The organism is Nonomuraea sp. NPDC049646, from assembly GCF_044465525.1.
GTDB lineage: Bacteria > Actinomycetota > Actinomycetes > Streptosporangiales > Streptosporangiaceae > Nonomuraea.
Genome location: NZ_JBITLU010000004.1, coordinates 609422 through 629333, shown reverse-complemented (window position 1 = coordinate 629333; position 19912 = coordinate 609422). Strand labels below are relative to the sequence as shown.

Sequence of the window (19912 nt, the reverse complement as noted above, 5' to 3'; positions counted from 1 at the left end):
CTTCAGTTGGTGGTGTAGCGCCGGTGCGAACCGGCGCGGTCGACCTTTCCGCTGGTGGTGTAGGCCAGTTCGGGCACGACGGTGATCCGGCCGGGCACCAGGTGACCCGGCACCCGCTCCCGCAGGTACTCCCGGACGTCGTCGGCCAGCCCGCCCTCGACGCCCCGGCGGGGCTGCGGGTGTTCGGCGTCCCGACCGGGTTTCCGGTACTCGGCGTCCTGGCCGGGGTTCGGGCGGGGGACGACGTATGCGGCGAGGGTGGTGTGTTCGGCGACCGTGACGCCCGCCACCGCCACCGCGCTCACTCCCGGATGGCCGGCGATGTGCGCCTCGACCTCGGCCGGGTCCACCCGGATGCCCCTGATCTTGAGCTCGTGGTCGAGCCGTCCCTCGTGGACGAGCGCCCCGCCGCCCACCACGGTGACCCGGTCCCCGGTTCGGAAGAAGCGCCCGCCGCCCGCCTCGGGGGTGACGAAGCGCGCGGCGGTCGCCTCCGGCAGGCCCAGGTAGCCCAGCGCCAGGGCCGGCCCGCCGACCAGCAACTCGCCCTCCGCACTCACCCGCTGCTCGACGTGCGCAAGCGCCCACCCGATCGGCACCCGCTCCCCCACCGTCGCCCCGGGCGGGTCCGTCGGCGGGCGCTCCGCCGCGAGCTCGTCGGCCAGCGGGCCGTGCAGGTCGATCGCGTGGGTGATGAGCGTGGTCTCCGTGCACCCGTAGGTGTTGAGCAGGCGGACGCCGCCGGTGTCCAGGGCCCGCCAGTCCGCCAGGCGCGACGGGCTGACGGCCTCGCCGCCGATGATCACCAGCCGGACGCACGAAGGCAGAGCGGCCCCTTCGTCGGCCAGGTGCCGTACCAGCTCGTGCCAGAACGCCGTGGGCAGGTCCAGCACGCTGATCCGCTCCTCGGCGACCGCGCGCAACATCCGGCGGAACGAGCCCGAGTGCACGCCGTCGTGGAAGACCAGCGCCGCCCCGCCGGTCAGGGCGGGCAGGATCTCCTCCAGGCAGGTGTCCCAGTTCAGCGAGGCGAACTGGAGCACCCGGTCGGCCGGGGTGATGCCGAACAGCTCGCGCAGCGCCCCGGTCACGACGGAGATCGCCCGCCTGGGCGTCACCACGGGCTTGGGCGCGCCGGTCGAACCGGAGGTGAACAGGACGTACGCGGGCGCATCCCCCGCGACGACCGACAGCTCCCCCACCGGGCCGCCGTCGAGGAAACCGTCGGAGCCGCCGTCGAGGAAACCGTCGGAGCCGCCGTCGAAGAGGCCGGGGGGACCGCCGTCGAAGGAGCCGTCGGAGCTGCTGTCAGGGGCGCTGTGATCGGGTGGCTCGATCACGCGAACGCCGTCCGGGGCCCATGCGTCCGGCCCGGAGGCGACCAGCGTGCGGCAGCCGGCCGCCGCCAGCATCGTCTGCCGGCGGGCCCGCGGGTGCGCCGGGTCGACGGGCACGTACGCGCCCCCGGCCGCCAGCGTGCCGAGCAGCGCGGCCACCGTCCCCGGCGTGCGGGACGCCGGCACGCCCACCGCCCCGGGATCGGGCCCGAGCCGCCGGGCGACGGCGCGGACCCAGGCGGCCAGCTCGGCGTAGGTGACGGTGCGACCGTCGTGGACCAGGGCCGGACGGCCCGGATGGAGCCCGGCCGTGCGGGCGAACTCATGGAGAACGTCGTGGTGCGGTTCGGACAACGCTGCCTCTTCCCCGGGTGACGCGACGGGCCGGCCGCGCGTCGGCGCGTCTGTCAGCCCGTGTCAAGCGAATGTGGAGCGAACCCAAGCGAGATCGCGTTCAGAGTGCAGCAGGGCGCTGCACGGGGGCTTGATGGCGTCAGGATTTCGGCTGTACTGCCTGTCATGTCTCCTGTATGGCGGCCTGCGACGTGGCAAAGGGGAAATGCGATATGTCAGACGAAACAGCACGGGCGGGTCTGGCGGACGTACTGAAGATCGGGCTCCTGGGGGCGGTGCGCGCATGGCGGGGGCGCCAGGAGATCCCGCTCGGGCCGCCCCGGCAGCGGGCGGCGCTGGCCCTGCTCGCGCTGGACGCGGGCCGGCTCGTCTCGGTGAACCGGCTGATCGAGGGCCTGTGGGGCGAACGGCCTCCGGCCGGAGCGCGCAACCTGGTGCAGGGGTACGTCTCCCGGCTGCGTCCCCTGCTGGCCGCGGCCGGCGTCACCATCGCCTACCGCCCGCGCGGCTACCAGCTCGGGCTGGACCCCGGGCAGGTGGACGTGCACGAGTTCCGCGCGGCGGTCACCCGGGCGCGCGCCGGGGAGACGGCCGAGCGGCAGGCCACCGGGCTGCGCCGCGCCCTGACCCTGTGGCGCGGCGAGCCGCTGACCGGCGTCTCCGGCGGCGAGCTGCTGGACCGGCTGCGCGACGCGCTCGCCGAGGAACGCCTCGGAGCCGTCGAGGAGTGCCTGGACGCCGAGGTCCGGGCGGGCCGCGCGGCCGTGCTGGTCCCGGAGCTGATCGCGCTGGTCGCCGAGCACCCGTTCCGCGAGGGGCTGGTCGGCCTGCTCATGCTGGCGCTGTGCCGGGCCGGGCGTCGGGTGGACGCGCTGGAGCGGTACGAGCGCACCCGCCGTCGCCTCACCGAGGAGCTGGGCCTCGATCCCGGCCCCGAGCTGCGGCAACTGCATCAGCGCATCCTGCGCGGGAACGTTCCGCCGATCAGGCGGGCCGATTCCCGGGAAACGGTGCCGCCCGCGCAACTGCCGCCCGGCCCAGGCCAGTTCACCGGCCGTACGGCCCAGCTCCGGCTCCTCGACCTCCTCGCGACGCCCGGCGACCCGGCCACGACCGACGGCGCCCCGGCCGCGACGGGCGGTGACAGGCTCACAGGCGGCGGCGACCCGGCCGCCGCAGGCCCGGCTGCCGGCGACCCGGACGCCGGTGGGACGGACGCCGGTGGGACGGCGATCTCGGTGCTGACCGGCGCGGGCGGGTCCGGCAAGACGGCCCTGGCCCTGCACTGGGCCCACCGCAACCGCCACCGCTTCCCCGACGGCCAGCTCTACGTGGACCTGCGCGGGCACTCGGCCGAGCGTCCGCTGCTGCCGATCGAGGCGCTCGGCAGGTTCCTGCGCGCGCTGGGCCTGCCCGCCGAGCGCGTGCCCGGCACGGTGGAGGAGGCCAGCGCGGCCTACCGCAGCCTGCTGGCCGACCGGCGGGTGCTGGTGGTGCTGGACAACGCGGGCAGCGAGGAGCAGGTCCGCCCGCTGCTGCCGGGCGGACGGCGTTGCGCCACCGTGATCACCAGCAGGGACCGCCTGGACGGCCTGGTCGCCCGGGACGGCGCGATCCCCGTCCCGCTCGGCGTGTTGTCCACCGGCGAGGCGGTCACGCTGTTCGGCGGGATCCTCGGCGGCGAACGGCTGGCCGCCGAGCGGGACGCGGCGCTCGACCTGGCCAGGGCGTGCGGCCGGCTGCCGCTGGCGCTGCGCATCGCCGCCGCGGGCATCCTCGGCCGGGCGGGCGGTGACGCCGTCGGCGACATCGCCGGTCAGGTGCGCCGGCTCACCGGCACCCGATTATCGGCCCTGGCGGTCACCGGAGATCCGCACGCGGGCGTGCGCGGCGCGTTCGACCTGTCCTATCACCGCCTGGATCCGGCGGCGCGGCGGCTGTTCCGGCTGCTCGCGCTCGTCCCCGGGCCCACGTTCACCGCGGGGGCGGCCGGCGCGCTGGCCGGGACCGTGCCCGCCGAGGCCGACCGGCTGCTGTCCGGGCTCGCCGCCGCGCACCTGGTCGAGGAGCCGGAGCCGGGCCGGTACACCTTCCACGACCTGATGCGGGAGTACGCCCGCGAACGCGTGCTGGCCGAGGAGAGCGCGCCCGGACGGGCCCGCGCCCTGGACGCGCTGATGGCCTGGTACCTGCGGATGGTCCGGGAGGCCGGCGACGTCGCCTACCCCCACCTGCTGCGCGCCCCCGCCGACGGCCCCGGCCGCCCGTCCGCCTTTCCCGGCGCCGCCGCCGCGCTGGCCTGGCTGGACGCCGAGCGCGCCAACCTCGTCGCCGCCGTACGGAACGCCCCCGGCCACCCGTACGCCTGGCGGCTCATCGACGCCATGAACGGCTACCTCGACCTGACCGGCGGCCAGCCCGGCTGGACGGACCTGCTGCGGGACGCGCGGCGGGCCGCCCGCGCGGCCGGGGACCACCTGGGTCAGGCGGCCGTCGGGCACTGCCTGGCCGCCACCCGGTGGCGGGCCGCCGAGCTGACCGAGGCGGTCGCGGAGCTGCGCGGGGCGTTCACGGCCGCCGAGCTGGCGGGCTGGCCCGAAGGGAAGCTGGCGGCGCTGGCCGCGCTCGGCGTGGTCCACCTCCAGCAGGGCAGGCTCGGCGCGGCCCGGCGGCTGCTGACCCTGGCCGTGGACGGCTCGCGGCGCTCCTCGCGGGTGGGGGCAGGGCCGCTCGTCGACCTCGGGCTGGCGCTGACCCAGATGGGCCGGCTCGACGACGCCGAGGAACGCCTGAGCGAGGCGGTGTCGCTCTGCCGCGACCGCGGGCTGCCGGCGACCGAGGCCGCCGCGCTGGCCAGCCTCGGCAACGTGCTGCGGCTGACCGGCCGGCTGGGCGAGGCCGTCCGGTGCCTGACGGCGGCGCGCGGGCTCGGCGCCGCGATCGGCGAACGGTACCAGGCCGACCTGTGCAGGGAGCTGGCCGACGTGCACCTGGACGCGGGCCGGCGGGCCGACGCGCTCGCCTGCGCCGAGGAGGCGCTGCGGCGGGCGCTGGCGGTCGGCGATCCCAAGCTGGAGCTGGACGCCCTGCTCGGGCTCGGCCGGATCCGCTGCCAGACCGACCCGGGGGCCGCCGTCGGGCAGTTGAGCGCCGCGCTGGAGCGGGCCCGCGGCATCGGCGCCGCCGTGGGCCAGGCGGACGCGCTCGTGGGGCTGGCGGTGGCGCGTACCCGCCTGGACGAGCACGTGGCCGCCATGCGCGACACGCTGGCGGGGCTGGCGCTGGCCAGGAAGGCGGGCGCGGTGCTGGTGCAGGGCGCGGCGCTGGCGGCGGGCGCGGAGGCGGCGCTGGCGGCCGGCGACCCGGGCCTGGCCATCTCCTACGCCGCCCGCGCGGCCCGCGTCCACGCCGGCAGCGGCTACAAGCTGGGCGAGGCGCGGGCCCTGGTGACGCTGGGCCGCGCCCACCGCCACACCGGCGACGAGCCGGCCGCCGAACGGTTCAGGGAACGGGCCGGCGACCTGTTCACGGCGGTCCTGGACCCGCCGCCGGCCCGGCCCGCCGAGGTGGCCGCGGGCCGATGACCGCCCCCGCCGCAGCCTCGCCGCGATCAGCCTCGCCGCGATCAGCCTCGGCGGGATCAGTGGAGGACGCCGTGCTCCGCGGCCCAGGCGGCGACCTGCGTGCGCGAGCCGAAGTTGAGCTTGAGCAGGATGTTGGCGACGTGCCGGGCGGCGGTGGCGGGGCTGATGAACAGCTCCTCGCCGATGGCCCGGTTGGACAGCCCCCGGCTGATCAGCACGACGATCTCCCGCTCGCGCGGCGTGAGCACCGACGCCGGGCCCGCCGCGGGGCCCGCCGCGCACCGCGGCGCGCCCGGGGCCGGCCGCTCGCCCCGGAGGCCGTAACGCAGGGCCTCCTCCTCCGTCATGCCGCCGCCCATCGTCCACCAGAGCTGGACCTGACCCTCGCCGGCCTCCGCGCGGGCGCGGGCGAGCAGCGGCTCGGGCGTGGCGGAGGTCCAGACGGGCAGCCCGAGCCGCTCCTCCATGGCCTTGGCCGCGGCCCAGAGGCGCACGGCGGTCTCCAGGTCGTGCTGCTTCTCGGCCAGGACGGCGAGCGCGACCAGCGCGGAGATGATCGGCAGGTGCTGCCCCATGGACCGGCTCAGCGTCACGCACCGGGCCAGCCGCGCCCTGGCCCGCTCCGCCTCGCCCTGGCGGGCCAGGACCGCGCCGAGCAGGCCGAGACTGGTGGCGAGGACGGGCTTGGCCGCCATCTCCTCGGCCAGCTCGGCGCACTCCTCCAGGTGGCGGCGGGCGCTGTCGAGGTCGCCGAGGAAGTCGGCGAAGCGGCCCAGCTCCAGGTGGGCCCGGGTGACCCCCCACAGATGGCCGAACCGGGAGTAGATCTCGATGGCCTCCTCGCCCCTGGTCAGCGACTCGCGCCGGAGGCCCTGGAAGGCGGCCGCCCCGGACAGCAGCAGCCGCGCCGACGCCTCGATCAGGCCGTTGCCGACGCGCAGGGCCAGCTCCAGGGCCTCCTCGCCGCGCTCGGCTGCCAGCGCGACGTCGCCTTTGGTGCCTTCGTACATGCCGGCGATCACCAGGGTGAAGGCCAGCATGAAGTCGTCGCCGCCGGTCGCGCGGCGCAGCGCCAGGGCGCGGGCGGCCGACTCGCCGCAGGCGGCGGCGTCCTGCTGCTCGTAGGCCAGGTTGGCGTGGTGGAGCAGGGCCTCGGCGGACAGGTCGCCGAGCGGGCGGGCGGCGGGCAGCGCGAGCAGGCTCTCGTACCAGCGGCGGCCCTCGGTCAGCTCGCCGAACCCGACCCACAGCGGCATGTAGCCGCACGCGAGCCGCAGACCGGGCTCGGCCAGGCCGGACTCGACGGCCCAGGACAGGGCCTCGCGGGCGTTGCCCAGCAGGTCCTGGAGCGCGAGCAGCCGGGCGTAGCGCTCGGGCCAGGTCAGGCCGGGCGTGGCCCACACATCGCGGCCGTGGTGGTGGGCGAGGTCGGCCAGGCCGTGCAGCAGCCGGTCGCGCTGCCGCCGGGTCTCGCCGGCCGACTCCAGCTTCCCGGCGGCGAACTGGCGGGCCGACTCCAGCAGCCGGTAGCACGAGCTGCCCTGGTCGAACAGCACGAGCGACTTGTCGACCAGGCCGCTGAGCACGTCGAGAACCTGGGCGGCGGCCAGGCTCGGCCCCGCGCAGACGGACTCGGCCAGGTCGAGGGTGAACGGCCCGCTGAACACCGCGAGCCGCCGGAACAGCACCTGCTCCTGCGGGGAGAGCAGGTCGTGGCTCCATTCGAGGGTGGCCAGCAGGGTGCGCTGCCGGGCCGGCGCGGTACGGCCGCTGGCCGTCAGCAGCCGGAACCGGTCGTTGACCCGGGCCGAGATCTGGCCGGGCGACATCGCGGCGGTCCTGGCCGCGGCCAGCTCCAGGGCCAGCGGCAGTCCGTCGAGGGCGTGGCAGAGCCGGGCGATGTCGCCGGCGTTGGCGCCGGTGACCGCGAGCCCCGACCCGGCCGACCGCGCCCGGTCGAGGAAGAGCTGCACGGACTCGACGCGTTCGACCTCCTCGGCCGCCTCGGCCGGGCCGGGCAGCGCCAGCGGCGGCACCCGCCACACCAGCTCGCCGGGGATCTTCAGCGGCTCCCGGCTGGTCACCAGCAGCCGCAGGTCCTCGCAGGAGGTCAGCAGCCGTTCGGCCAGCTCGGCGCACGCCTCGACCAGGTGCTCGCAGTTGTCCAGGACGAGCAGCGGCTTCTTGCCGCGCAGGAAGTCGACCAGCGTGTCCAGCAGCGGCCGCACGCCCTCCTCGTGCACGCCCAGCACCTTGGTGATCTCGTGGACCAGCAGGTCGGCCCGGGTCAGCCGGGACAGCTCGGCCAGCCAGACCCCGTCGGGGAAGGACGGGACCAGCCGGGAGGCGATCTGCAGCGCGCACCGGGTCTTGCCGGTGCCTCCGACGCCGCTGAGCGTCAGCAGCCTGACCTCACCGACCAGCCCGCACAGCTCCTCCAGGTCCCGTTCCCGGCCGATGAACCTGTCGGGCTCGGCGGGAAGGTTGTGTCTGAGCAACGTCACCATGATCCTCATGTGTCTGGACCCCAGGATTGGCACCCAGTGTGACACCGCCCTCACGACCTGTCAGAGGTTTGCCCCAAGCGCGGCGCCGGGGGCGCGGACCGGGACGACCCGCAGCCGCGCGTCGATCAGCAGGGTGACGTCGTGCTCGGCGATGATCCGCCGGCACTCGGCGGGGTCGGGCTCGTGCGCCGCGACCAGCCGCGCGCCCGCCCCGAGCACCATGTCGTAGGCCCGCAGGTCGGCCCCGGCGACCAGGACGACGTCGGCGGCGCCCACCTTGCGGGCGGTGGTGAGCCGGGAGGTGGGCTCGATCGGGCCGTCGGCGCCGAGCAGGCTGTCGAAGCCGGCCGTGCCGGGGATGCCGGTGAAGGAGTAGACCTGCCGGATGTCGGCCTCCTGGGCGATGGCGTCGGCGTCGTCCCGGTCGGTGATCATGATGCGGGCGCCGGCGGCGGCCGGTCCGCCGGGGATGGACACGACCACGCCGCCCGCGGCGAGCACGGCGTACCCGGCGACGGGCAGGTGGCAGCCGCCGCGCAGCAGCACGACCACCGGGTCGCCGGGGCGCAGGCCCCGCCGCCGCAGGCCCTGTGCGGCCTGGCGGGCGCGGACGGCGAGCGTGCCGTAGGTGAGCGTGGCGCCGCTCGCGGCCTCGGCGACCGCCACCCGCGGGCCGAGAGCGGCCGCCCGCAGCAGGACCGTCTCCGTCCAACCAGTCATGGCCACCAGGCTAGGAAGGGAGGCGGCCGGGCGGCATGGTCCAGAGTGTGTAACCGGGTGTGTAATCCGGCCGCGGCCATACCCGATTCCGCATGGCTTGAGCCCGCGCGGGGGCGGCGCGCGTACCTCCTGACGGCAGATCCCGGTTCCGGTTTCGGAGGTACGTCATGCACCGCAGAGTCGCCCTGCTCGCCGTCGTCGCGCTCGCCGTGGCGGGCGCGCCGGTCCCCGCGCAGGCCGGGACCGCCCTGGACCGCGGGCCCGTGGGCTGGTCGGGGGCCGGTTCGACGGCGCAGCGCAGGACCGTCATGGACTACTGGACGCCGGAGCGCATGCGGGCGGCCAGGCCGCTCTCCGCGCCCGTGCCGCGCCGCGGGACGTCCTCCGGCGGGCCGACGCAGGGCACGCCCTGGGCGACGCGCGGCGTCACGGGCGGCCGCCGGATCACGACCTCGTCCTGGTCCGGATCGGGGGACTCCTCTCTCGCCGGAGGCACGGCGGCGGCGGCCCGCCGGGCGGCGCCCGCGCGGAACAGTCCGGGCCAGGCGTGGGCCGACGGCGGCGGCGTGGCCCGCACGGTCGGCCGGGTCTTCTTCACCACCGCCGAGGGCCGCACGGCCTCCTGCTCGGGCACCGCGGTGACCAGCGCCAACGAGAGCGTCGTGATGACCGCCGGCCACTGCGTCAAGATGAACGGCGCCGCCCACCGCAACTGGGTGTTCGTCCCGGGCTTCGACGACGGCCGCCGCCCGTTCGGCACGTGGGTGGCCACCCGGCTGCTGACCACCCAGCAGTGGAACGCCAACGAGGACATCAACTTCGACGTCGCCGCCGCCGTGGTCGCCCCCTTGCAGGGACGCACGCTCACCGACGTCGTCGGCGGCCAGGGCGTGGCCTTCAACCAGCCCACCGGACGGCGGATGTTCTCCTTCGGCTACCCGGCCGCCGCCCCCTTCGACGGCTCGGACCTGGTGTTCTGCAGCGGGGAGGCGTTCAAGGACCCGGTCAGGACCCGCGACCAGGGGCTGCGATGCGCGATGACCGGCGGGTCGAGCGGCGGGCCGTGGTTCGAGGGGTTCGACACCTCCAGCGGCCTCGGCTGGCTGAACTCCGTCAACAGCTTCAAGTACGACTTCGCCCCCGACTTCATGTTCGGCCCCTTCTTCGGGAACGAGGCCATGGCCGTCTACCAGGCCGCACAACGCTCCGGCGCCGCCTGACCACCGCCGGCGTCCGCTGACTGAGCTGTTTTGGGCCCCCCGGCCGGTATTCCGGCCGCACGGCGGACGCTCTGACCCGGCGCACGAACGCCACCACGCCGTCAGGCGACCGACGGGGGACCACGTTGACCCAGACCAGTGCCGACGCCCATGCCGCGGCCCGCCTCCGGCCCGCGGCGGTGCTGCGGCTGCTGGCGGGGCGGGGCGCGTTCCGGGCCGGTACGCAGGTCGCCGCGGCGGCGCCGGCGGCCGTGTGGGACGGCGCGGCGTTCGGCCGTTACGCCACCGCGCTCGGGCTGTGCGGATGGCTGCTCCTGGTCGCGGACGCGCCGGAGAAGGCCGCGCTGAAGACGCTGGCGCGGGTCAGGCGGACCGGCCCGGCGGTGGCCCGGCTGACGGTGGCCATGTCCGCCGCGCCGGTCGCGGGGCTGCTGGCGGTGCTCGTTCCCGTGGCGGTGACCGCGCCGTCGTCGACGGCGGCCCTCTGTCTGGCGGCCGGGGCGTGGTCGGCCTGCACGGGCCTGCTGATGACGGTCTCCGGGCTGCACCGCGTACGCGGCCGGCCCGTGCTGGACACCCTGGCGTTCGCGGCGAGCGGCGGCGTGGTGCTCGCCGTCACCGCCGTCACCCTGTGGATCGGCTGGCCGCCGCAGACGCATCTGCTGCTCGTCCTGGCCGGGACGGTCGTGGTGACCTGCGGGGCGCTCGCGGCGCTCCCCCGCGACTGGCTGCGCCCGCCTCCCGGCCATGGGCGGCGGTCGCTGCTGCGTCCCCTGTCGCGGGCCGCCTGGTTGCTGGGGGCGGCCGACCTCTGTGACGCGCTCTGCTTCGCGGTCGTGTACCTGGTGCTCGGCGCCTCGGGGCGCCCGGGGCAGAGCGGCGTGCTGTATCTCGCGCTGCTGCCGGCGGTCGCGGTCTGCCAGCTCGTGATCTACCTGCTCCGGGTCGCGCAGCCGGCGACCTCTCGGCGGCTGCGCGGGCTCGCCGGACGGGCCGGGCGGGCGCGGGCGGCCCGTCTCCTGGGCCGGGCCGGGTGGGCGGGGGCCGCCGTCGCCGTGGCCTGCGCGGCCCTCCTCCGGTGGGCGCCGGACGGGCTCGCGGCGTCGCCGGTGGCCCTGGGCGGGCTGGTCGTCGTCGTGCTCGCCCTGTTCCTGACCGTGATGTACGCGGCCTACCTGGTGGAGAACACCAACAACGACGTGCTCGCCGTGACGTCGGCGGGGGCGCTGGCCGGGCTGGTGGCCACCGCCTCGCTGGCGGTCGTCGTCGTGCCGTGGGCGGGGGCGGCCGGGGGCCTGGTGGCGCTCGCCCTCGGGGTGCCCGTGAAGGCCCATGTCATGCGCCGGATGCTGATCTCGCGGAACTCGGAGTGACGACATGTACGTAATGGGCATCTCCCGGGCGCACGACTCCGCGGCGGCGCTCGTGCGCGACGGCGAGATCGTGGCGTTCGCCGAGGAGGAGCGGCTCACCCGCGTCCGGCACGACGGCCGCTTCCCCCGCCGGGCGGTCGCGTACTGCCTGGAACAGGCGGGGATCGGGCTGGACGAGGTGGACCACGTGGCCTTCCACGGGCACCGGACGGGCTCCCCGCCCGGCTGGGAGGTCAGGGAGGCCGCCGGGCACACCGGGCCGGCCGGGTTCGGGGTGCACCTGGTGGAGCACCACCGGGCGTACGCGGCCGGCGCCTTCCACGTGAGCCCGTTCGACTCGGCCGCCGTGCTCACGATGGACGGGACCGGCACCTGCCTGGCCGTCGGCGACGGGGACCGGATCAGGCACCTGCGGCACGTCGGCCACCCCCACTCCCTGGGCGCCCTGTACGCGGCGGTCACCGGCTACCTCGGCTTCCGTCCCGGCCTGGACGAGGACAAGGTGATGGCGCTGGCGGCGTACGGCGGCGACACCTACCTCCAGCCCTTCGCCGACCTGCTGCGCCTGACCCCGTACGGCGGCCACGAGCTGGACCTGAGCTGGTTCGAGCCGCACGCGGACGGCGGGCGGCACACGGTCTCGGCGCGGTTCCTCGACGCCTTCGGCCCGCCGCCACCGCCCGCCGGTGAGACCCTCACCCAGCACGCCATGGACGTCGCCTTCGCCCTCCAGGCCACCCTGGAGCGGGCCGGGCTGCACCTGGCCCGCTGGCTGCGCGAGACGACCGGGGCGACCCGGCTCGCGGTGGCCGGCGAGACGGCGATGAACCCGATGCTGAACGGCCGCCTGCTGGCCGAGTCCGGCTTCGAGGAGCTGTTCGCCCAGCCCGCCGCCGCCTCGCTCGGCGCGGCGCTGGAGGTGAGCGTCGGCCTGTACGGCCGGCCCCGCCCGGCGGGCGGTCACGTCTTCGCCGGGCCCGGCTTCACCGAGGAACGCATGGAGAAGGCGCTGCGCGACGCGGGCGTGGACTACCGGCGGCCGGCCGACATCGCCGGGCACGCCGCCGCCCGCATCGCCGACGGCCTGATCGTGGGCTGGTTCCAGGGCCGGACGGAGTGCGGGCCGCGCGGCCTGGGCAACCGCTCGCTGCTGGCCGACCCGCGCGACCCCACGTCGGCCGCGCGCATGAACGAGCGGGTCAGGCGGCGGGAGCCGTTCCTGCCGCTGGCGCCGTCGTGCCTGGCCGAGCGGTCGGCGGACTACTTCGACGGCGGACATCCCTCGCCGGTCATGCTGCTCGGGTTCGACGTGCTGGACCACCGCCGCGGCGAGGTGCCCGCGATCACCCACGTGGACGGCAGCGCCCGCGTGCAGACGGTGAGCCGGGCCGCCAACCCGCTCTTCCACTCCCTGATCGCCCGCTTCGAGGCGCTGACCGGCGTGCCGATGCTGGCCGGCGCCTCCTTCCGGGACGACGACGAGCCGATCGTGTGCACGCCCGAGGACGCCGTCGCCTGCTACCTCAGAACCGGCGCGGACGCGCTGGCCCTCGGCCCGTTCTGGGCCCGCAAGCGGCGGGCGGACGACCGGGGCGGCCGGGAGGAGGACCGATGAGCGGCGCGAGGTCCCTGGTGGTGCTCGGGGCCGCCGACGGCTCGCTGTCCACCTACCGGGCGGCGGCCGCCATGGGCCTGCGGACGATCGCGGTCGACCGTTCGGCCGCGCTCGCCGGGCGGGCCGACCTGGCGGTCCGGGCGCGCGGGCTGCGCTTCCCCGTGGTGGTCAAGCCCGCCGACGCCCAGAGCGGCCGGCGCAGCTCGTACGGGGGGCTGGTGATGGTCGAGGAGGAGATGCGCGGGATCCTGTGCAACTGCGAGTGCGTCGTGGACGACGGGCGCGTGGCGTTCGTGGCGACCAGCCTGCAGACGGTGAGCCCGCCGCCGCTGGTGCTGACGATGAGCCGCCGGATGCCGGCCGGGCTGCCCGGCGGCGTCCTGGACACCACGCGTTCGATCATGGATCCGGTCAGGGCCGCCGTGCAGGCCGCGGTCGGCCTGCCGATCGAGCTGCGCCCGCACCCGCCCAGGCCGGTCCTGTGGCAGGTGCTGACCGCCGGGCGCGCGGGCGAGCTGGTGTCGGTGTCCGGCGCGGCGGCGGCCAGGGCGCTGCCGGGGGTGGCCGAGCTGGTCCTGCTGGCCCGCCCAGGGCAGCGGGTGCGGCCCTACCGCGACGTCTCCGACCGGCTCGGCTGGTTCGTCGTGCACGCGTCCGGCCCGGCGGAGCTGGACGCGGCCGCCGCCGCCGTGACCCGGGCGCTGCGCTTCGAGGTGCGCGCCGATGGGCGGCGCTGACGTGGCCCGCCCGGCCGGCGAGGCGCGCGATGTACCGCGTTGAGGTGGCGGCCTCCATCGGCGAGGTCGGGGCCGGGGAGTGGGACGCGCTCGCCGACGGCGTGCCCTTCGTGCGGCATCACTGGCTGGCCCTGGCCGAACGCGTCCTGTCCGGGCACCGGCCGCGCTACCTGCTGGTCCGCAAGGACGGCGGGCTCGTGGCCGCGGCGGTGTGCGCGCTGGAGCACCGGCTGCACAACCCGGTGCTGGAGTCCCGCTTCGGGCCTCTGACCAGGAGGTGGCCCTTCCTCCAGGTCCAGGCGCCGATGACGGCGACGTCCGGGCTGCTGGGCGGTGAGGGGCCGCAGCGGCGGGTCCTGCTGCGGGCGGTGCGGTCGCTGGTCAGGCGCGAGCGGCTGCTGTTCTGCGTCGTCGACCACCTGCCGTACGCCGCCGGGCAGCCGGGCTACAGCCGCCTGGGCTGGTTGCCGGAGACGCTGCTGGACCTGACGTGGCCGTCGTACGAGGCGTACCTGGAGCATCTGCCGCGCAAGAGGCGGGCCGAGATCCGGCGCACGCAGCGCCGGGCCGCGCGCGAGGGCATCGAGGTCCGGCCCCTGACGCCCGGCGGGGAGCCGGACGGGCTGCTGGACCGGCTGGGGCCGATGGTGGCCGCGGTGGACCTGCGCCACGGGCCGCACGTCTTCTACCGGCCGGCCCTGCTCACCGAGGCGGCCGGCGCCCTGGGCGCGGACCTGACCGTCCTGGCCGCCCGCCGGCACGGCGCGCCGGCCGGCTGCGTCGCCCTGCTGCGCGACGGCGAGGAGCTGGTCGCCCGGTGGATCGGGCGCGACTACGCCCTCACCGAGGGCACCGCCGTCTACCACGCGCTGCTCACGGCGTGCGTACGGGCCGCCGTCGGCTCGGGCGCGCGCACGCTGCGGCTCGGCGGCGCGGCGTACGAGACGAAGAAGCAGTTCGGGGTGCGGCTGGAGCCGCGCAGCCGGTTGTTCGCCGCCCGCAGCCAAATGGTCACCCGGCTCGTCGGCGGGCTGGGCCACCGCCTCGACCCGCCGCAGCTCCCGTCCCCGCCATCGAGCACGTGACCCGGAAAGGACGAGGGCCGGTGCGCGGCCGGGCGCGGCGCGGGCGCTCGGCGTGCTGGCCGCGACCAGCAGCGAGTTCGACTCCGACCGCGACGGGCGGGGCGACTCCTACCGCCGGGCGCAGCAGGACGCGCTGGTGCGCTGGACCGGCATCCGGGCGCTGCTCGGGCTGCTCGCCCCCGATCCGGCGGCCGGGCCGCCGCTGCTGCTGGACGTCCTCGGCGGGGACGGGACGGTCGCGCGGGCGGCCGCCGGGCGGCTCGGCAGCCTGGACGTCAAACCGGCGATCATCACCGGCGACCTGTCCGGCCACATGGTCGACCGGGCCCTCGCGCAGGGGCTGCCCGCGGTGCGCCAGGCCGCCCAGCTCCTGTTCCTGCGGGAGGCGTCGGTCGGCGGGGTGCTGCTGGCGTACGGAACCCATCACATCCCCCCGGCGGACCGGCCGGGCGCGGTGGCCGAGGCGGCGCGGGTGACCCGGCCCGGCCTGGCCGCCCTGTTCGCCGACGCGGGCCTGCCCGTACGGGTGCTCGACTGGGCGCGTACTTCGCCGCCCTGGAGGACGTCGAGGCGGCCTGGCGGGTGCTGGAGCGGCACTTCGACCACGGGACGCGCCGGCCGCCGGAGCCCGCCGCACCGCCCCGTCCCGTCGTGAGCCGGCGCGACGGGCAGTACGTGGCGGAGGTCCCGCGAACGGCCCTGGTCGCCCTGTCCACCAGGCCCGCCGGACGCCTCACGACGTGAGACGCGTGCCCCTCACTTCGGGGGCAGCTCGCCGGCGAAGACGCGGAGCTGGAGGGCCAGCGTGGCGTAGTAGCCGACCAGGGTGGTCAGCTCGAACAGGCCCCGCTCGCCGAGCGCCGCCGTGACCGCCCGGTAGTCCTCCTCGCCCAGCGTCCCCGTCCGGGTCAGCTCGCGGGCGGCGCGGACGGCGGCGCGTTCGGCCGGGTCGGCCAGGCCGGGCGGACGTCCCTCGCGCACCGCGGTCAGCTCGGCCTCGGTCAGGCCGCAGGACCGGCCCACCGCCTCGTGCGCGTCGCGTTCGAAGTCGCTGCCCCAGTGGGCGGCGACCACGAGGATCGCCAGTTCCCTGGCCCGGTCCGGCAGCACCGAGCCGTAGCGCACCGCCGCGCCCAGCGCCTGGAGCGCGCCGCCGACCGGCGGGCTCAGCAGCATGGCGTTGAACGGGCCGCGCAGCCGTCCCCGCTCGTCGGCGAGGGGGAAGACCTGGGGGCCCGCCGCCCGGGGGCCGCCGGTGATGGCGCGGTAGACCTCGGTCTGGGCGTCGTCCAGGTCCTCCGGGGGGAGGGCGGGCAGCCGGGCGGTCATGCGGTGCTCCTGTCTGGCCGGCGACGCGGGCCGGCCGGGCTCCGCCGGCGGGCGGACCTGCGGTGACGTCGCGCCCTCCGGCGCCGGTGGCGCGGTTAGCCGAGGCCGGATCACGGAACATCCTAGGTCTCTAGCCGCACGGCCGTCTTGGAGACACCATGGAGTTCGCCGCTCCCCACCGCTGCCACCAGCGCCACCGCCCGCCGGGGCGTGTCTCGTGACCAGGACCGGGGTGTCCGGACCGCTGCTGGTCGTGCTCGGCCTGCTGTCGGCGGTGGCGCCGCTGGCCACCGACATGTACCTGCCCGTGTTCACCGACCTGGCGGCCGACCTGGGGACGGGCCCGGCCGCCGTGCAGCTCACGCTGACCGCGTTCCTCACCGGGCTGGCGCTGGGGCAGCTCGTCATCGGGCCGCTGTCCGACCGGTTCGGCCGCCGCCGGCCGATCCTGCTGGCCACCGCCGCCGCCCTGGCCGCCTGCGTCCTGTGCGCGCTCGCGCCGGACGTCCGGACGCTCGTCGCCCTGCGTTTCGTGCACGGGTTCGCCGGGTCGGCGGGCATCGTGATCGGCCGCGCGGTGGCGGCCGACCTGACGTCCGGCCGGGCGGCGGCGCGCGTCTTCTCGCTGCTGGCCTCGGTGGTCGGCGTCGCGCCCGTCGTGGCCCCGCTGATCGGCGGCGCGCTGTCGCCCGCCGGGTGGCGCGCGGAGTTCTGGGTGATGGCCGCGATCTCGGCCGTGATGCTGCTCGGCTCGGCGCTCGTCGTGCCCGAGACGCTGCCGCCCGGACGCCGGCACGCGGGCGGCCTGGCCGCCACGGGGCGGACCGTGCGGCGGCTGTTCGCCGACCGGGGCTATCTCGGTTACGCCTTCTCCTTCGCGTTCGGTTTCGCCGGGCTGATGGCGTACATCTCGGCCTCGCCCTTCGTCGTGCAGAACGTCCTGGGCCTGTCCACCCCCGCCTACACCGTGACGTTCGCGGCCAACGCGCTGGGCATGACGCTGACCGGCCTGGCCGGGGCGCGGCTGGTGCGCCGGTTCAGCCCGGAGGGGCTGCTGCGGACCGGGCAGGGGATCGTGCTGGGGTTGTCGGCCGTCCTGCTGGTGCTGCTGGGGGCGGGGATGGCCGCGGTGGCGGTGCTGCCGGTGCTGTTCCTGCTGGTCAGCTCGTTCACGCTGATCATGGGGAACGCGGCGGCGCTGACGGTGGGGCGGGCGCCGTACGCGACCGGCACGGCGGCGGCCGTGATGGGCGCGTTGCAGTTCGCGCTCGGGGCGCTGGTCTCGCCGCTGGTCGGCCTGGGCGGCGCGGACACCGGGCTGCCGATGGGCGGCACGATGGTCGTCACCGCGCTGCTCGGCATCGGCGCCCGCCTGCTGACCCGGGGCCTGCCCGAGACCGGCCCCGCCGCCGCCGAGGCCCCCGCCCGCGGCTGAGCCACATCCGGTGGGGTCTTGAGGCCCGGGTTCAGGGGGCCGGGTGGGTGCGCAGGGCGGTGATCAGCCAGTCGAGGGCCGGGGCCGACGGGTCCGGGGGCGGCCAGGCGTTGACCACGGCGAGCAGGCGGAGGTAGCGGTCCCTGCGGGGATCGTCCGCCGCCGTCAGCCTGGCCAGCAGGCGTCGCCGGAGTCCGGCGTCGTCGGGACTGCCCAGGAGGCTCGCGTACTCGCCGGCGACCGCCGCCACGACCGGCGCGGACTCCGGCGCGGCGGGATCCACGCCCGCCGCCAGCGCCTTCCTCGCCGCGCCCACGCCCCGCGACACGGCGTCCCGCAGCACCCCTTCCCCCTGGCCCGCGGCACGGTCGCGGGCGTGGCCGGCGGTCAGGTCGTGCAGCTTCGCGCGGAAGGACGGGTCCGCCATCAGCTCGGCCAGTTCCAGCCACGCCTCCACCTGCTCCGGCTCGGCGTCGTCCGGCAGTTCCGGGGTCAGCGAGGCCCGGATCCCCGCCAGCCCCGGCCCGGCGTCCGGGACGGCGGCGTCCAGGAAGTCGCCGACCAGGCGGCGGCGTTCGTCCTCCGACAGTCCTGCGAGTCTGTGCATGAGCTCCATCTCCTCGGGCCCCGAGCCGCGCCGGGCCACCGCCGTCAGCACCGCGCGCCGCACCCGCAGCGTGCGGATCCGCACCGCCAGGGCCTCGGCGTGCGCCGCCGCGACCTGCGCGAGCGTCAGCTCCCGGTCCACGACCTTGCGGACCGTGACCAGGTCAACCCCGAGGTCGCGCAGCGTGCGCACGAGGTCGAGGCGGGCCGCGGCGGCGGCGTCGTAGAGGCGGTAGCCGGCCGGGCTGCGTTCCACCGGCGGCACGATCCCGCGGTCGGAGTAGAACCTGATGGTCCTGACCGGCAGCCCGGTCCGCCGCGCCAGGTCGCCGATCGTGTAGAGGGTGCCGCCGTCCATGGCTCCACCTTGGCGTCTCCCCCTGGTGGAGACTCAAGCGCCTCCCTCGTTGCGCGGCCCCGGGCGACGACCGTGGTGTCAAGCCTCGGATCGTGACCGGCGTGATCGTAAGGTGGGACTGACCACCGGGGAGCGGTCCTGGACGTCGCCGCGCGCCTGGGTGCCCTCACTTCGACGGCTCGGGAGAAGTCATGGCTGAAGAGCACCCCCATTCCTACGGCGCCCACGACGCGGCCACCGTGTCGGCCGCCTACCGCAACGCGCTCGACGTGATCGCCGCCGTGGAGCCCGGCGTGGCCGGGGCGATCCGCGCCGAGCTGGCCGACCAGCGCGCCTCGCTGAAGCTCATCGCGAGCGAGAACTACGCCTCCCCGGCCGTCCTGCTGACGATGGGCACGTGGCTGTCCGACAAGTACGCCGAGGGCACGATCGGCCACCGCTTCTACGCCGGCTGCCAGAACATCGACACCGTCGAGCAGCTCGCGGCCGACCACGCCAAGGCCCTGTTCGGCGCCGAGCACGCCTACGTCCAGCCCCACTCGGGCATCGACGCCAACCTGGTGGCGTTCTGGGGCATCCTGGCCCACCGGGTGGAGGCCCCGGCCCTTGCCGCCGCCGGCGCGCGGCACGTCAACGACCTGTCCGAGGACGACTGGGAGACCCTGCGCAAGGCCCTGGGCGACCAGCGGGCCCTCGGCATGTCGCTCGACGCGGGCGGTCACCTGACCCACGGATTCCGTCCCAACATCTCGGGCAAGATGTTCCACCAGCGCTCCTACGGCACCGACCCGGACAGCGGCCTGCTCGACTACGACGCGCTGCGCGCCACCGCCCGCGAGTTCCGCCCGCTGGTGCTGATCGCCGGGTACTCGGCCTACCCGCGGCGCATCGACTTCGCCCGCATGCGGGAGATCGCCGACGAGGTGGGCGCCGTCCTGATGGTGGACATGGCGCACTTCGCCGGGCTGGTCGCGGGCAAGGTGTTCACCGGCGTGCACGACCCGGTGCCGTACGCGCACGTCACGACGACCACCACGCACAAGTCGCTGCGCGGGCCGCGCGGCGGCCTGGTGCTGTGCCGGCGGGAGTACGCCGACTCGATCGACCGGGGCTGCCCGATGGTGCTGGGCGGCCCGCTCGGCAACGTGATGGCGGCCAAGGCCGTCGCCCTGGCCGAGGCCCGGCAGTCGGCGTTCGCCGACTACGCGCGGGCGGTGGCCGCCAACGCGGTCGCCCTGGCCGAGGGCCTGGCGCGGCGCGGCGTGCGGCTGGTCACCGGCGGCACCGACAACCACCTGGTGCTGCTCGACGTGTCCACGTACGGGCTGACCGGCCGGCAGGCGGAGTCGGCGCTGCTCGACGCCGGGATCGTCACCAACCGCAACGCGATCCCGCGCGACCCCAACGGCGCCTGGTACACCTCGGGCATCCGGGTCGGCACCCCGGCGCTCACCTCGCGCGGGTTCGGGACGCAGGAGTTCGACCAGGTCGCCGAGCTGATCGTCGGCGTGCTGGCCGACACCACGCCGTCGGCCGGCTCGAAGGCGAAGTACGACCTGCCGCAGAGCACCGCCGAGAAGACCCGCGCCGCGGCGGCCGAGCTGCTGGCCGCCCACCCGCTCTACCCGGGCCTCGACCTGAGCTGACCCGCC

14 protein-coding genes and 1 riboswitch are annotated in these 19912 nt (G+C 76.3%); of the genes, 9 read left to right on the top strand and 5 right to left on the bottom strand.

What is annotated here, in order from left to right:
• Nucleotides 1–2: 2 nt before the first annotated feature.
• Complete coding sequence (locus tag ACIBQ8_RS15315; RefSeq protein ID WP_397192212.1) at nt 3–1691, bottom strand: AMP-binding protein; 1689 nt, start codon at nt 1689–1691, stop codon at nt 3–5.
• A gap of 212 nt (nt 1692–1903) precedes the next feature.
• Between ACIBQ8_RS15315 and ACIBQ8_RS15310 the strand changes: the two genes are divergently transcribed.
• A complete protein-coding gene (locus ACIBQ8_RS15310) occupies nt 1904–5275 on the top strand; it encodes an AfsR/SARP family transcriptional regulator (RefSeq protein ID WP_397192211.1) in 3372 nt (1123 codons plus the stop codon).
• Nucleotides 5276–5331: 56 nt separating this feature from the next.
• On the opposite strand, the gene ACIBQ8_RS15305 is transcribed toward ACIBQ8_RS15310, so the two are convergent.
• Nucleotides 5332–7773, bottom strand: coding sequence for an ATP-binding protein (locus ACIBQ8_RS15305; protein ID WP_397192210.1), 2442 nt, complete (start codon nt 7771–7773; stop codon nt 5332–5334).
• 69 nt (nt 7774–7842) lie between these two features.
• On the bottom strand, nt 7843–8502 hold the full coding sequence (locus tag ACIBQ8_RS15300) for an AMP-binding protein (protein ID WP_397175971.1): 660 nt from the start codon (nt 8500–8502) through the stop codon (nt 7843–7845).
• A gap of 167 nt (nt 8503–8669) precedes the next feature.
• Between ACIBQ8_RS15300 and ACIBQ8_RS15295 the strand changes: the two genes are divergently transcribed.
• From ACIBQ8_RS15295 to ACIBQ8_RS15270, 6 genes are all read left to right on the top strand, one after another.
• Complete coding sequence (locus ACIBQ8_RS15295) at nt 8670–9722, top strand: trypsin-like serine peptidase (RefSeq protein WP_397175969.1); 1053 nt, start codon at nt 8670–8672, stop codon at nt 9720–9722.
• Between the two features lie 125 nt (nt 9723–9847).
• The gene (locus tag ACIBQ8_RS15290) at nt 9848–11095 is read left to right on the top strand and encodes a hypothetical protein (RefSeq protein ID WP_397192209.1); all 1248 of its coding nucleotides are present in this window, start codon (nt 9848–9850) and stop codon (nt 11093–11095) included.
• A 4-nt stretch (nt 11096–11099) separates the two neighbouring features.
• Nucleotides 11100–12710, top strand: a complete 1611-nt coding sequence (locus ACIBQ8_RS15285) for a carbamoyltransferase (RefSeq protein WP_397192208.1) — start codon at nt 11100–11102, stop codon at nt 12708–12710.
• Nucleotides 12707–13447 (top strand): hypothetical protein, encoded by a 741-nt coding sequence (locus tag ACIBQ8_RS15280; protein WP_397192207.1) that lies wholly within the window; start codon nt 12707–12709, stop codon nt 13445–13447. The genes ACIBQ8_RS15285 and ACIBQ8_RS15280 overlap by 4 nt, the downstream gene beginning before the upstream one ends.
• Before the next feature lie 29 nt (nt 13448–13476).
• Complete coding sequence (locus tag ACIBQ8_RS15275) at nt 13477–14532, top strand: GNAT family N-acetyltransferase (protein WP_397192206.1); 1056 nt, start codon at nt 13477–13479, stop codon at nt 14530–14532.
• A 52-nt stretch (nt 14533–14584) separates the two neighbouring features.
• Nucleotides 14585–15187 carry a class I SAM-dependent methyltransferase gene (locus tag ACIBQ8_RS15270; protein ID WP_397175964.1) on the top strand — a complete coding sequence of 201 codons (603 nt, stop codon included), beginning with the start codon at nt 14585–14587 and terminating at the stop codon, nt 15185–15187.
• A gap of 101 nt (nt 15188–15288) precedes the next feature.
• Here ACIBQ8_RS15270 and ACIBQ8_RS15265 read toward each other — a convergent pair whose 3' ends face one another.
• The gene (locus ACIBQ8_RS15265; RefSeq protein ID WP_397175962.1) at nt 15289–15861 is read right to left on the bottom strand and encodes a carboxymuconolactone decarboxylase family protein; all 573 of its coding nucleotides are present in this window, start codon (nt 15859–15861) and stop codon (nt 15289–15291) included.
• Between the two features lie 217 nt (nt 15862–16078).
• Between ACIBQ8_RS15265 and ACIBQ8_RS15260 the strand changes: the two genes are divergently transcribed.
• The gene (locus ACIBQ8_RS15260; RefSeq protein WP_397192205.1) at nt 16079–17296 is read left to right on the top strand and encodes a multidrug effflux MFS transporter; all 1218 of its coding nucleotides are present in this window, start codon (nt 16079–16081) and stop codon (nt 17294–17296) included.
• Nucleotides 17297–17327: 31 nt separating this feature from the next.
• Here the strand turns inward: ACIBQ8_RS15260 and ACIBQ8_RS15255 are convergent, their stop codons facing one another.
• Complete coding sequence (locus tag ACIBQ8_RS15255; protein ID WP_397175960.1) at nt 17328–18260, bottom strand: MerR family transcriptional regulator; 933 nt, start codon at nt 18258–18260, stop codon at nt 17328–17330.
• A gap of 82 nt (nt 18261–18342) precedes the next feature.
• Nucleotides 18343–18429, top strand: a riboswitch (ZMP/ZTP riboswitch).
• Nucleotides 18430–18451: 22 nt separating this feature from the next.
• On the opposite strand from ACIBQ8_RS15255, the gene ACIBQ8_RS15250 reads away from it, so the two are divergent.
• Nucleotides 18452–19906: a glycine hydroxymethyltransferase gene (locus ACIBQ8_RS15250; protein ID WP_397175958.1), complete on the top strand. Its 1455-nt coding sequence runs from the start codon at nt 18452–18454 to the stop codon at nt 19904–19906.
• The last annotated feature ends 6 nt before the right edge of the window (nt 19907–19912 follow it).

Coding starts and splice junctions, on each gene's coding strand:
- ACIBQ8_RS15285 (WP_397192208.1), top strand. CDS start 11,100: ATGTACGTAATGGGCATCTCCCGGGCGCACGACTCCGCGGCGGCGCTC.
- ACIBQ8_RS15300 (WP_397175971.1), bottom strand. CDS start 8,502: ATGACTGGTTGGACGGAGACGGTCCTGCTGCGGGCGGCCGCTCTCGGC.
- ACIBQ8_RS15275 (WP_397192206.1), top strand. CDS start 13,477: ATGTACCGCGTTGAGGTGGCGGCCTCCATCGGCGAGGTCGGGGCCGGG.
- ACIBQ8_RS15310 (WP_397192211.1), top strand. CDS start 1,904: ATGTCAGACGAAACAGCACGGGCGGGTCTGGCGGACGTACTGAAGATC.
- ACIBQ8_RS15250 (WP_397175958.1), top strand. CDS start 18,452: ATGGCTGAAGAGCACCCCCATTCCTACGGCGCCCACGACGCGGCCACC.
- ACIBQ8_RS15295 (WP_397175969.1), top strand. CDS start 8,670: ATGCACCGCAGAGTCGCCCTGCTCGCCGTCGTCGCGCTCGCCGTGGCG.
- ACIBQ8_RS15265 (WP_397175962.1), bottom strand. CDS start 15,861: ATGACCGCCCGGCTGCCCGCCCTCCCCCCGGAGGACCTGGACGACGCC.
- ACIBQ8_RS15280 (WP_397192207.1), top strand. CDS start 12,707: ATGAGCGGCGCGAGGTCCCTGGTGGTGCTCGGGGCCGCCGACGGCTCG.
- ACIBQ8_RS15255 (WP_397175960.1), bottom strand. CDS start 18,260: ATGGACGGCGGCACCCTCTACACGATCGGCGACCTGGCGCGGCGGACC.